Annotated in this window: 10 protein-coding genes; 8 read left to right on the forward strand and 2 right to left on the reverse strand. The window is 71.8% G+C overall.

Features of this window, described 5'->3' with window-relative positions; translation table 11 throughout:
• Nucleotides 1-78 precede the first annotated feature (78 nt).
• Both thrS and ACFZBD_RS28735 read left to right on the forward strand, forming a co-directional pair.
• A complete protein-coding gene (thrS, locus tag ACFZBD_RS28730; RefSeq protein WP_391144991.1) occupies nucleotides 79-2,055 on the forward strand; it encodes a threonine--tRNA ligase in 1,977 nt (658 codons plus the stop codon).
• 165 nt (nucleotides 2,056-2,220) lie between these two features.
• Nucleotides 2,221-2,784 (forward strand): HIT domain-containing protein, encoded by a 564-nt coding sequence (locus tag ACFZBD_RS28735; RefSeq protein WP_391144995.1) that lies wholly within the window; start codon nucleotides 2,221-2,223, stop codon nucleotides 2,782-2,784.
• A 59-nt stretch (nucleotides 2,785-2,843) separates the two neighbouring features.
• Here ACFZBD_RS28735 and ACFZBD_RS28740 read toward each other — a convergent pair whose 3' ends face one another.
• A complete protein-coding gene (locus tag ACFZBD_RS28740) occupies nucleotides 2,844-4,502 on the reverse strand; it encodes a hypothetical protein (RefSeq protein ID WP_391144997.1) in 1,659 nt (552 codons plus the stop codon).
• A 229-nt stretch (nucleotides 4,503-4,731) separates the two neighbouring features.
• Nucleotides 4,732-6,939, reverse strand: a complete 2,208-nt coding sequence (locus ACFZBD_RS28745; RefSeq protein WP_391144999.1) for an elongation factor G-like protein EF-G2 — start codon at nucleotides 6,937-6,939, stop codon at nucleotides 4,732-4,734.
• A gap of 252 nt (nucleotides 6,940-7,191) precedes the next feature.
• On the opposite strand from ACFZBD_RS28745, the gene pgsA reads away from it, so the two are divergent.
• The 6 genes from pgsA (at nucleotide 7,192) to pdxT (ending at nucleotide 12,418) form a co-directional block, all read left to right on the forward strand.
• A complete protein-coding gene (gene pgsA, locus ACFZBD_RS28750) occupies nucleotides 7,192-7,866 on the forward strand; it encodes a phosphatidylinositol phosphate synthase (RefSeq protein ID WP_391145002.1) in 675 nt (224 codons plus the stop codon).
• Nucleotides 7,863-8,873, forward strand: coding sequence for a phosphatidylinositol mannoside acyltransferase (locus ACFZBD_RS28755; protein WP_391145005.1), 1,011 nt, complete (start codon nucleotides 7,863-7,865; stop codon nucleotides 8,871-8,873). Before pgsA ends, ACFZBD_RS28755 begins: the two co-directional genes overlap by 4 nt.
• Nucleotides 8,870-10,033, forward strand: a complete 1,164-nt coding sequence (locus ACFZBD_RS28760; protein ID WP_391145008.1) for a glycosyltransferase — start codon at nucleotides 8,870-8,872, stop codon at nucleotides 10,031-10,033. Before ACFZBD_RS28755 ends, ACFZBD_RS28760 begins: the two co-directional genes overlap by 4 nt.
• A gap of 200 nt (nucleotides 10,034-10,233) precedes the next feature.
• A complete protein-coding gene (locus ACFZBD_RS28765) occupies nucleotides 10,234-10,776 on the forward strand; it encodes a hypothetical protein (protein ID WP_391145010.1) in 543 nt (180 codons plus the stop codon).
• A gap of 121 nt (nucleotides 10,777-10,897) precedes the next feature.
• Nucleotides 10,898-11,821: a pyridoxal 5'-phosphate synthase lyase subunit PdxS gene (pdxS, locus tag ACFZBD_RS28770; RefSeq protein WP_391145012.1), complete on the forward strand. Its 924-nt coding sequence runs from the start codon at nucleotides 10,898-10,900 to the stop codon at nucleotides 11,819-11,821.
• A gap of 6 nt (nucleotides 11,822-11,827) precedes the next feature.
• Nucleotides 11,828-12,418 (forward strand): pyridoxal 5'-phosphate synthase glutaminase subunit PdxT, encoded by a 591-nt coding sequence (gene pdxT, locus ACFZBD_RS28775; RefSeq protein WP_391145015.1) that lies wholly within the window; start codon nucleotides 11,828-11,830, stop codon nucleotides 12,416-12,418.
• Nucleotides 12,419-12,428: the final 10 nt, after the last annotated feature.

Below are 12,428 nucleotides of genomic sequence, written 5' to 3' on the forward strand. Positions count from 1 at the left end.
ACGCGGCACCTCGTCTCTGTCGCGCGCCGCCGGCGCCGGCACTTCGTATCTGCCCGCGCCCCTATGTATGGAGCACCAGTGTCTGATGTCCGTGTGACCGTCCAGTCCGCCTCAGGAGCCGAGGATCGGGCGGTGAGCGCGGGCACCACCGCCGGCGCCCTGTTCGCCGAGGACCGGTCGGTGATCGCCGCCCGCGTCGCCGGCGAGCTGAAGGACCTCTCCTACGAGGTCCGGGACGGCGATGTCGTCGAGCCCGTCGAGATCTCCTCCCCGGACGGTCTCGACATCCTGCGCCACTCCACCGCGCACGTGATGGCGCAGGCCGTGCAGGAACTCTTCCCCGAGGCCAAGCTGGGCATCGGCCCGCCGGTCCGTGACGGCTTCTACTACGACTTCGACGTCGAGAGGCCCTTCACCCCGGAGGACCTCAAGGCCGTCGAGAAGAAGATGCAGGAGATCCAGAAGCGGGGCCAGCGCTTCTCCCGCCGCGTGGTGACCGACGAGGCCGCCCGCGAGGAGCTCGCGAACGAGCCGTACAAGCTGGAGCTCATCGGCATCAAGGGCTCCGCCTCCACCGACGACGGCGCCAACGTCGAGGTGGGCGGCGGCGAGCTGACCATCTACGACAACCTCGACGCCAAGACCGGCGACCTCTGCTGGAAGGACCTCTGCCGCGGTCCCCACCTGCCCACCACCCGGAACATCCCGGCGTTCAAGCTCATGCGCAACGCCGCCGCCTACTGGCGCGGCAGCGAGAAGAACCCGATGCTCCAGCGCATCTACGGCACCGCGTGGCCGTCGAAGGACGAGCTGAAGGCGCACCTCGACTTCCTCGCCGAGGCCGAGAAGCGCGACCACCGCAAGCTCGGCAACGAGCTGGACCTCTTCTCCGTCCCGGACGAGATCGGCTCCGGCCTCGCCGTCTTCCACCCCAAGGGCGGCATCATCCGCCGGACCATGGAGGACTACTCCCGCCGCCGGCACGAGGAGGAGGGCTACGAGTTCGTCTACTCCCCGCACGCCACCAAGGGCGCCCTCTTCGAGAAGAGCGGCCACCTCGACTGGTACGCGGAGGGCATGTACCCCCCCATGCAGCTCGACGGTGGTACCGACTACTACCTCAAGCCCATGAACTGCCCGATGCACAACCTGATCTTCGACGCGCGCGGGCGGTCCTACCGCGAACTGCCGCTGCGCCTCTTCGAGTTCGGCACCGTGTACCGGTACGAGAAGTCCGGCGTGGTGCACGGCCTGACCCGGGCCCGCGGCTTCACCCAGGACGACGCGCACATCTACTGCACCCGTGAGCAGATGGCCGAGGAGCTCGACCGCACCCTCACCTTCGTGCTCAACCTGCTGCGCGACTACGGCCTGACCGACTTCTATCTGGAGCTGTCCACCAAGGACCCGGAGAAGTTCGTCGGCTCGGACGAGGTCTGGGAGGAGGCCACCGCGGTCCTCCAGCAGGTCGCCGAGAAGCAGGGCCTCCCGCTGACCCCCGACCCGGGCGGCGCCGCCTTCTACGGCCCGAAGATCTCCGTCCAGGCCCGCGACGCCATCGGCCGCACCTGGCAGATGTCGACCGTGCAGCTCGACTTCAACCTGCCCGAGCGCTTCGACCTGGAGTACACCGGGCCGGACGGCACCAAGCAGCGCCCGGTCATGATCCACCGCGCGCTCTTCGGCTCGATCGAGCGGTTCTTCGCCGTGCTCCTGGAGCACTACGCGGGCGCGATGCCGCCGTGGCTGGCGCCGGTGCAGGCGGTCGGCATCCCGATCGGCGACGCGCACGTCGACTACCTGCAGGAGTTCGCCGCCGAGGCGAAGAAGAAGGGCCTGCGGGTCGAGGTGGACGCCTCCTCGGACCGGATGCAGAAGAAGATCAGGAACCAGCAGAAGCAGAAGGTCCCGTTCATGATCATCGTCGGTGACGAGGACATGGCGGCGGGCACCGTCTCCTTCCGCTACCGCGACGGCTCGCAGGAGAACGGCATCCCGCGCGACGAGGCCATCGCCAAGATCGCCAAGATCGTCGAGGACCGCGTCCAGGTCTGACGCTCTCCTTGCCAGGAGGCCTCCGGGGGATCCCCCGGAGGCCTCTCGTCGTCCTGCCCGGCGGTCCCGGCGCCGCTGCTCCCGCGGCCTCTCCTCCACCGCCACGGCATCGCGGGCCCGGCGGGATCCTCGCCCCGCCGACATCTTCCGAACGGGCGAAGCAATATGCTGCACAGCATGACGATTGAGCCGGAGCAGCAGATCGGAGTGGGGACGCAGGACGCGTTCCAGCGCCTGTGGACGCCTCACCGGATGGCGTACATCCAGGGCGAGAACAAGCCGACCGGGCCGGGGGCCGAGGACGGCTGTCCGTTCTGCTCGATTCCGTCGAAATCGGACGAGGACGGGCTCGTGATCGCGCGGGGCGAGCAGGTGTACGCCGTGCTCAACCTCTATCCGTACAACGGCGGCCACCTGATGGTCGTGCCCTACCGGCACGTCGCGGACTACACCGAGCTGAACGCGCTGGAGACCGCCGAACTCGGCGAGTTCACCAAGCGCGCGATGGCCGCGCTGCGGTCCGCCTCCGGGGCGCACGGATTCAACATCGGCATGAACCAGGGCTCGGTCGCGGGCGCCGGCATCGCCGCCCACCTGCACCAGCACGTGGTGCCCCGCTGGGGCGGCGACACCAACTTCATGCCGGTCGTCGGGCACACGAAGGTGCTTCCGCAGCTCCTCGCCGACACCCGCGCGATGCTCGCCGACGCCTGGCCGGCCGCTTCCTAGGCTGCCCCTCTCGGAGCTGCCCGGGGCCCGATCCGCGGACCGGTCGGGCCCGACCGGCGTCAGGCGTCGTAGAGGTCGGCCCTCCGCGGCGCCGGTTCCTGGACCAGGCCGCTCAGGATCAGCGAACGGTTGGTGAAGCGCTCCGTGTCCACGCCGTGATCGTCGAGCACCTTGATGGTCGCGGAATGGACCGCGCGCATCACCGGGGTAGCGGCCCGGATCGCGTCGTCGGCCATGAAGCGGTGACGCCAGGGTTGGGCTGCCCAGGCGTGCCGCAGACCGAACGGCTCCGGCAGGACGAGCTTGCCGCCGAGGAAGTCGAGCACCGGCGGGAACCACGTCAGCGGGGCCCGGACCGCGAGACGGACCACCTCGTCGGTCTCGATCAGCGGCAGCTGGATCTCCTTCGTCTCCCAGAACCGGACCGTCTTGGAGACCGCCTTCGTCTTCGCCTTGGGCTTGGTGGTGAAGAGCGAGTGGACCGGACCCAGCGCGTGGCCGGTGACCTCGACGCGCAGGGTGTGCAGCAGCGAGGTGACCGTGATCATCATCGTGAGGACGAGCTGGCCGTCCCAGAGCGTGAACTGCACGCCGAGGTAGTGCCGGTTGCCGCTGCCGAACTGCTGGTCGTTGCAGATGCGCTGTATCTCGTGCGGCTTGACCTGGAAGTGGACGACGTTGTCGCCTGCCGGACGGGCCACCTCGTCGGCGCCCTCGCCGATGGGCGAGACGATCCAGTGCTTGACGGTCGGCTTCGGGAAGCCGGTCTTGAGGGAGCCGCGCTCCAGGAGCGACAGCTCGTCGTGGATCTTGCGCACGACGTCCCAGGCGCGGAAGTCGTGGATCTCCCGCCCCTCCTGCGGCACCAGCTCCTCGGCGAGGGTCCAGCTGCCCCAGCGGGTGCCCATGCCCAGTATTCCCTTGGGGCCGGCGTAGAAGACGACGTTGGAGTGCTGCTCGGCGGTCAGCTTCTCCAGGTTCTGGCGGAGGTCCTCGGCGGCCTTCTCGGTCGGGTCCCCGGGGACCGCCTCGGGGATCCTGGCGGCGATCCCGCCGCCGCTGAGCAGACCGTCCCAGCGGGCCCGCAAGTCCCGGGCGGTGGACTCGCAGATCCGCTTGGCCAGGAACCAGCCGATGACCGGGGCCACCAGCATGGCCCGGAGGTAGAACGCCGGCAGCCCGCCGAACGGCAGCTTGAACAGGACCAGCGCGGCCAGCAGACCCGCGCCGAGGAGCAGCGCGGTCCCGACGGCTCCGGTCCGCCGGTTCTCCGTGCCGGAGACCATGCGGCGCAGCTGGATCACGCCGAGCCAGAGCAGCAGGCCGGGCAGGAAGACCACACCGAAGACGAAGGTGACCAGCGTCAGCTTGGTGTCACGCTGCTTGCGGATGCGGGTGGCGGCCAGACAGTGCTCGACCACCGGCTGCGGCTCGGTGCCGAAGGACTGGATCAGGGCGTTACGGGCACCGCCGAGCATTCGCACCTGCACCGCGCGCGCGAACGCCTCGCCGAGGTCCGGCCGGAAGAGCTTGTGCCACTTGCCCTCGACCACCTTCGACTGGTGGACGTCGTTGTTGGCCTTGAGGATCTCCTCGAGCGGACCGTCGCGGTACGCGGCGGAGGCGAGGGCATGCGTCGCCGCCGTCTGTCCGTCCGAGCCCTGGAGAGGGATCTGCGCCCCGGGTCCGAAACTGCCGATCGTCACTGCCGCCCCCATCGCCGCGTGCCCGCGTGGTTCACCGCGTGTTCCTCTGCGGCCTGTTCCCAACTACCGTGCCCCGCACACCTTCTGAGCTGGGCACCACAGCGTAACCGGGTACCGGCGGATGCGTCACGGATTGGGGAGCGGACGGCCGGATGCCGCCCACCGGAGGCGTGTCCGGCGGGCGGCGCCGGCGGACCATGTGCCGGCCGACCGCGCGCCGGACTCGCCTCCGGCGCGCCGACTACACCCCGGCCGCCGCCTGTTCGCGGAGCTTGTGCGCGACCGGCGGCGGCATCGCCTCATGACGGGCGTACGAGCGGTCGAAGCGCCCGGTGCCGTGCGAGACGGACCGCAGGTCGACGGCGTACCGCCCCATCTCGATCTCCGGGACCTCGGCGCGCACCACGGTCCGCCCCGGCCCCGCCTGCTCGGTGCCGACGACCCGGCCGCGCCGCCCCGACAGATCGCTCATCACCGGGCCCACGTATTCGTCGGGGACGAGGACCTGGACCTCCGCGACCGGCTCCAGGAGCTGGATGCTCGCCTCGGCGGCCGCCTCGCGCAGGGCCAGCGCCCCCGCCGTCTGGAAGGCCGCGTCCGAGGAGTCGACCGAGTGCGCCTTGCCGTCGCGCAGGGTGACCCGCACGTCGACCAGCGGATACCCGGCGGCGACCCCGCGCGCGGCCTGGGCCCGTACGCCCTTCTCGACGGACGGGATGAAGTGCCGCGGCACGGCGCCGCCCACCACCTTGTCGACGAACTCGATGCCGCTGCCCGGGGGCAGCGGCTCGACGTCGATCTCGCAGATGGCGAACTGGCCGTGCCCGCCGGACTGTTTGACGTGCCGACCCCGCCCCGCCGACGGACCGCCGAAGGTCTCGCGGAGCGCCACCTTGTGCGGGACGGCGTCGACCTGGACGCCGTAGCGGTCGCGCAGCCGCTCGAGCGCGAGGTCGCGGTGGGCCTCGCCGAGGCACCACAGCACCACCTGGTGGGTGTCCTGGTTCTGTTCGAGGCGCATGGTCGGGTCCTCCGCGACGAGCCGCGCGAGACCCTGGGACAGCTTGTCCTCGTCGGCCTTGCTGTGCGCCTCGATGGCGAGCGGGAGGAGCGGGTCGGGCATCGTCCACGGCTCCATCAGGAGCGGATCGTCCTTGGCGGAGAGGGTGTCGCCGGTCTCCGCGCGGCCGAGCCTGGCGACACAGGCCAGATCGCCCGCGAAACAGCGGTCGAGCGGCCGCTGCTGCTTCCCGAAGGGGGTGGTCAGCGCGCCGATCCGTTCGTCGACGTCGTGGTCCTCGTGCCCCCGGTCGGTCAGGCCGTGCCCGGAGACGTGGACGGTCTGGTCGGGGCGCAGGGTCCCGGAGAAGACGCGGACCAGCGAGATCCGGCCGACATAGGGGTCGGAGGCCGTCTTGACCACCTCGGCGACGAGCGGGCCGTCCGGGTCGCACACGAGCCGCGGGCGGGGTTCGCCCGCGGGCGTGGTCACCGGGGGCACCTCGCGCTCCAGGGGGGTGGGGAACCCGCGGGTGATCAGCTCCAGGAGTTCGACGGTCCCCAGCCCCTGCTTCCCGCCGTCGGCGGCGGGCGCGGCGGCGAGCACCGGGTGGAAGGTGCCCCGGGCGACGGCCTTCTCCAGGTCGGCGATCAGGGTCGTGAGGTCGATCCGCTCCCCGGCGAGATAGCGGTCCATCAGGGACTCGTCCTCGCTCTCCGCGATGATCCCCTCGATGAGGCGGGACCGGGCCTCGGCGATGAGCGGCCGCTGCTCCTCGTCGGGCGGGTTCTCGCGCCGCTCGCCGCCGGAGTAGTCGAAGACCTTCTCCGAGAGCAGCCCGACCAGGCCGGTGGCGGGGGCATGACCGTCGGGCGCCTCGGCGCCGTGGACGGGGAGGTAGAGCGGCAGCACGGCGTCCGGGTCGTCGCCCCCGAAGATCCGGGCGCACACCTCGGTGAGCTCGGCGAAGCCGGTGCGGGCCGTGTCCAGGTGGGTGACGACGAGGGCGCGGGGCATGCCGACGGCCGCGCACTCCTCCCACACCGCGCGGGTGGATCCGGCGACGGCGTCGGCCTCCTGGGCCGCCGAGACGACGAAGAGGGCCGCGTCCGCCGCGCGCAGACCGGCCCTCAGCTCCCCGACGAAGTCGGCGTACCCGGGGGTGTCGAGGAGATTGATCTTGCACCCGTCCCATTCCAGCGGGACGAGGGAGAGCTGTACGGAACGTTGCCGGCGGTGCTCGATCTCGTCGTAGTCGGAGATCGTCCCGCCGTCCTCGACGCGTCCCGCCCGGTTGACCGCTCCGGTGGCCAGCGCGAGGGCTTCCACGAGGGTGGTCTTTCCCGATCCGCTGTGGCCGACCAGCACCACGTTCCGTACCGCCGAGGGCCGGTCGGCCGTCGGCGCCCTGCCGGCGGCCCCGGTGTGTGCGTTCGCCTTGTCGCCCATGATGTTCCTCCCGATCGCTCGCACGTCGAGGTGGGCGCGGGCGAGGGGAGGGGGCGCGGCGGACGGTGCTTCGCGTGCAGCTCCGGCGACGCCCGCGGTTGTCCTTCGAGCTTTGCACCGACGTCACCATGCGTCCATACGTCGTACCCGACGCGGCGGACCGGGTGCCCGACGGTGGCGCGTGCGGGTCCTGGCTACGATGGGCGAGCCGGTGGTCGTAGGGGCCGCGGCCCACCGAACGTCGGGAAGGCCATGCTGAACAAGTACGCGCGTGCATTTTTTACGCGTGTCCTCACACCGTTCGCCGCGTTTCTGCTCCGCCGGGGCGTGAGCCCCGACGCGGTCACGCTCATCGGCACGGCCGGAGTGATGGCGGGCGCCCTGGTCTTCTTCCCCCGGGGAGAGTTCTTCTGGGGCACGATCGTCATCACCCTCTTCGTCTTCTCCGACCTCGTCGACGGCAACATGGCCCGGCAGGCCGGCATCTCCAGCCGCTGGGGTGCCTTCCTCGACTCCACGCTCGACCGGGTCGCCGACGGCGCCATCTTCGGCGGCTTCGCCCTCTGGTACGCGGGCGGCGGTGACGACAACGTCCTGTGCGCGGTCGCCATCTTCTGCCTGGCCAGCGGCCAGGTCGTGTCGTACACCAAGGCCCGTGGAGAGGCGATCGGCCTGCCGGTCGCGGTCAACGGTCTCGTCGAGCGGGCCGAGCGCCTGGTGATCTCGCTGGTCGCCGCCGGTCTGGCCGGACTGCACGCGTTCGGCGTGCCCGGCATCGACGTCCTGCTGCCGATCGCGCTCTGGATCGTGGCCGTCGGCTCGGCGGTGACGCTCGGGCAGCGGGTCGTGACGGTACGGCGCGAGTCCGCGGAGGCGGACGCCCGGGGGGACGCGGGCGCCGGCCGGGGGAGCGAGGCGACGTCATGAGCGGCGCCGGTGACCTGCGGGACCGGTTGACCGACGGGCTGTACGGGCTCGGCTGGTCGACGGTCAAGAGACTTCCCGAGCCGGTGGCGGCCCGCCTCGGCCGGCGGATCGCCGACACCGTCTGGAAGCGGCGCGGCGCGAGCGTGCTCCGGCTGGAGGCCAACCTCGCGCGCGTGGCGCCCGATGCCGGCCCGGAGCGGCTCGCCGCGCTGTCGAAGGCCGGCATGCGCTCCTACATGCGGTACTGGATGGAGTCCTTCCGGCTGCCGGCCTGGAGCCAGGAGCGCGTCGCGGGCAGTGTCGACATCAAGGACATCCACTATCTGAAGGACGGGCTGGCGTCCGGGCGCGGTGTGGTCCTCGCCCTGCCGCACCTGGCCAACTGGGACCTGGCGGGCGTGTGGGTGACCCGCGCCCTCGGCGTGCCGTTCACGACGGTCGCCGAGCGGCTCAAGCCGGAGACGCTGTTCGACCGCTTCGTGGCCTACCGCGAGTCCCTGGGCATGGAGGTCCTGCCGCACACCGGCGGCGCCGCCTTCGGCACCCTGGCGCGACGGCTGCGGGCCGGCGGACTGGTCTGCCTGGTCGCCGACCGCGATCTGTCGTCGTCCGGCACCGAGGTCACCTTCTTCGGCGACACCGCGCGGATGCCGGCCGGCCCGGCGATGCTGGCGCAGCACACCGGCGCCCTGCTGCTGCCGGTGACGCTCTGGTACGACGACTCCCCGGTCATGAAGGGGCAGGTGTACCCGCCGGTCGACGTCCCCGAGACGGGCACGCGGGCCGAGAAGACGTCCCGGATGACACAGGCGCTCGCCGACGCCTTCGCCACCGGCATCGCCGACCACCCGGAGGACTGGCACATGCTGCAACGACTGTGGCTCGCGGATCTCGACGAGCGAAGCGGCGAGCCCGGGGCCACGCGCGCCGCCGGCCAGGCCGGGAAGCAGGGCGACGGTGCGGGCGAGCGGCGCGCCGCCGGCGCGGACGGGGAGCGGACCGCGTGAGGATCGGCATCGTCTGCCCGTACTCCTGGGACGTGCCGGGCGGCGTCCAGTTCCACATCCGCGACCTCGCCGAGCATCTGATCCGGCTCGGGAACGAGGTCTCGGTCCTCGCCCCCGCCGACGACGAGACCCCGCTCCCGCCGTACGTCGTCTCGGCCGGCCGCGCCGTGCCCGTGCCGTACAACGGCTCCGTGGCCCGGCTGAACTTCGGCTTCCTCTCGGCGGCGCGGGTACGGCGCTGGCTGCACGAGGGCACCTTCGACGTCATCCACATCCACGAACCGGCCTCCCCCTCGCTGGGGCTGCTGACCTGCTGGGCGGCGCAGGGGCCGATCGTCGCCACCTTCCACACCTCCAACCCGCGCTCGCGGGCGATGATCGCCGCGTACCCGATCCTCCAGCCGGCCCTGGAGAAGATCAGCGCGCGCATCGCCGTGAGCGAGTACGCGCGCCGGACGCTGGTCGAGCACCTGGGCGGCGACGCCGTCGTCATCCCCAACGGCGTCGACGTCGACTTCTTCGCGCGGGCCGAGCCGAAGGCGGAGTGGCAGGGGGAGACCCTCGGCTTCATCGGGCGGATCGACGAACCCCGCAAGGGGCTGCCCGTCCTGATGCGGGCCCTGCCGAAGATCCTCACGGAGCGGCCCGGGACGCGTCTGCTCGTCGCGGGGCGCGGCGACGAGGAGGAGGCCGTGGCCTCGCTGCCGGCCGAGATGCGCGCCCGGGTCGAGTTCCTCGGAATGGTCAGCGACGAGGACAAGGCCCGTCTGCTGCGCAGCGTCGACGTGTACGTGGCACCCAACACCGGCGGCGAGAGCTTCGGGATCATCCTCGTGGAGGCGATGTCGGCGGGGGCGCCGGTCCTCGCGTCCGACCTCGACGCCTTCGCCCAGGTCCTGAACCAGGGCGGCGCGGGCGAGCTGTTCGCCAACGAGGACGCCGACGCGCTGGCGGACGCCGCGATCCGGCTCCTCGGGGACGAGAAGCGCCGCAAGGAGCTCCGGACCCGGGGGAGCGCGCACGTACGGCGCTTCGACTGGTCGACGGTGGGCGCGGACATCCTGGCCGTGTACGAGACGGTGACGGACGGCGCGGCCTCGGTGGCCGCGGACGAACGCACGGGCCTGCGCGCCCGCTTCGGCCTGGCGGCCCGCGACTGACGGACCGCCGGACGCCGCCGGCCCGGCGCCACGGGCGCCCCAGGCCGGGCCCCGGCGGGAGGGGGCTAGGCGGGCCCTTGCGGACGGGCGCCCCGACCGGTGGGTGACCGTGCCTCCGGCCGGGCCGACCGGCCGGGCCCCGGGCCCGGCCACCACCTGCGGGCAGGGCCGCCGCCGCGGCCCCGGTAGCCTGTGCGCCCGTGACCGTAACCCTGATCTGGATTGTCGTCGCGCTCATCGCGATCGGCCTGTACCTCAGCTGGACCGCCGGGCGGCTCGACCGGCTGCACTCCCGGCTCGACGCCGCCCGCGCCGCCCTCGACGCCCAGCTGCTCCGCCGGGCCTCGGTCACGCAGGAGCTCGCCACCGCCGGAGTGCTCGACCCGGCCGCCTCGATCGTGCTCTACGAAGCGGCCCACGCCGCCCGCCAGGCCGAGGAGGACCACCGCGAGGTCGCCGAGAGCGAGCTGAGCCAGGCCCTGCGCGCCGTGTTCGGCGAGCCCGAGCAGGTCGAGGTCGTACGCCAGGCCCCCGGCGGCGACGAGGCCGCCGACGAACTGGCGGCGGCCGTCCGCCGGGTCCCCATGGCCCGCAGGTTCCACAACGACTCCGTACGCGCCGCCCGCGCGCTGCGCCGCCACCGTACGGTCCGTCTGTTCCGCCTCGCGGGCCACGCCCCCTTCCCGCTGGCCTTCGAAATGGACGACGAGCCGCCGGTGGCCCTTGCCGATCGCCCGACCTGACCCGTCTCGCCTGGGAAAGCAACGAAAACGATCCACGGGGTGGGTATTGGCCCTTGCTGTGGACCGCAGGTGGCCTGTTTCCTCTCTATGTCTCCACACCGCTTTCCCGAGTGAGGTCCCTGTGTCCACCACGCTTCCCGACAGCAACCCGTCCGCCGAGTCGTCCGCGATCGGCACCTCCCGCGTCAAGCGCGGCATGGCCGAGCAGCTCAAGGGCGGTGTGATCATGGACGTGGTCAACGCCGAGCAGGCGAAGATCGCCGAGGACGCCGGCGCCGTGGCCGTCATGGCCCTGGAGCGGGTCCCCGCGGACATCCGCAAGGACGGCGGCGTGGCCCGGATGTCCGACCCGAACATGATCGAAGAGATCATCGGCGCCGTCTCCATCCCCGTCATGGCCAAGTCCCGCATCGGCCACTTCGTCGAGGCCCAGGTCCTGCAGTCCCTCGGCGTCGACTACATCGACGAGTCCGAGGTCCTCACCCCGGCCGACGAGGTCAACCACTCCGACAAGTGGGCCTTCACCACCCCCTTCGTCTGTGGCGCCACCAACCTGGGCGAGGCCCTGCGCCGCATCGCCGAGGGCGCGGCCATGATCCGCTCCAAGGGCGAGGCCGGCACCGGCAACGTCGTCGAGGCCGTCCGCCACCTGCGCCAGATCAAGAACGAGATCGCCCGCCTGCGCGGCTACGACAACAACGAGCTGTTCGCCGCCGCCAAGGACCTGCGCGCCCCGTACGAGCTGGTCAAGGAGGTCGCCGAGCTGGGCAAGCTGCCGGTGGTGCTGTTCTCCGCCGGTGGCGTTGCCACCCCCGCCGACGCCGCGCTGATGCGCCAGCTCGGCGCCGAGGGCGTCTTCGTCGGCTCCGGCATCTTCAAGTCCGGCGACCCGGCCAAGCGCGCCGCCGCCATCGTGAAGGCCACCACCTTCTACGACGACCCGAAGATCATCGCGGACGCCTCCCGCAACCTGGGCGAGGCCATGGTCGGCATCAACTGCGACACCCTCCCCGAGTCCGAGCGCTACGCCAACCGCGGCTGGTAAACCCCCATGAACACTCCTGTGATCGGTGTCCTGGCTCTCCAGGGCGACGTACGGGAGCACCTGATCGCCCTGGCCGCGGCTGACGCCGTGGCCAGGCCGGTCCGGCGCCCCGAAGAACTCGCCGAGGTCGACGGCCTGGTCATCCCCGGCGGCGAGTCCACCACCATCTCCAAGCTGGCGGAGCTGTTCGGCCTCATGGGCCCCCTGCGCGAGCGCATCGCCGCCGGCCTGCCGGTCTACGGCACCTGCGCCGGCCTGATCATGCTCGCCGACAAGATCCTCGACCCGCGCTCGGGCCAGGAGACCTTCGGCGGCATCGACATGATCGTCCGCCGCAACGCGTTCGGACGGCAGAACGAGTCCTTCGAGGCCGGCGTCGAGGTGCGCGGCATCGAGGACGGCCCCGTCGAGGGCGTCTTCATCCGCGCCCCCTGGGTCGAGTCGGTGGGCGCGCGGGTCGAGGTCCTCGCCGAGCACGAGGGGCACATCGTCGCCGTACGACAGGGACACGCCCTCGCGACCTCGTTCCACCCCGAGCTCACCGGAGACCACCGCCTCCACGCCCTGTTCGTCGACATGGTGCGCGCGGCGCGGTGACACGATCCCG

The sequence above is a fragment of the Streptomyces sp. NPDC008121 genome, from assembly GCF_042957155.1.
In the GTDB taxonomy this organism is placed as follows: Bacteria; Actinomycetota; Actinomycetes; order Streptomycetales; family Streptomycetaceae; genus Streptomyces.

Bases quoted from the DNA above. Each gene is read 5' to 3' on its own strand.
- pgsA (WP_391145002.1), top strand. From the start codon at position 7,192: ATGCTGAACAAGTACGCGCGTGCATTTTTTACGCGTGTCCTCACACCG.
- ACFZBD_RS28745 (WP_391144999.1), bottom strand. From the start codon at position 6,939: ATGGGCGACAAGGCGAACGCACACACCGGGGCCGCCGGCAGGGCGCCG.
- ACFZBD_RS28740 (WP_391144997.1), bottom strand. From the start codon at position 4,502: ATGGGGGCGGCAGTGACGATCGGCAGTTTCGGACCCGGGGCGCAGATC.
- pdxT (WP_391145015.1), top strand. From the start codon at position 11,828: ATGAACACTCCTGTGATCGGTGTCCTGGCTCTCCAGGGCGACGTACGG.
- ACFZBD_RS28755 (WP_391145005.1), top strand. From the start codon at position 7,863: ATGAGCGGCGCCGGTGACCTGCGGGACCGGTTGACCGACGGGCTGTAC.
- ACFZBD_RS28735 (WP_391144995.1), top strand. From the start codon at position 2,221: ATGCTGCACAGCATGACGATTGAGCCGGAGCAGCAGATCGGAGTGGGG.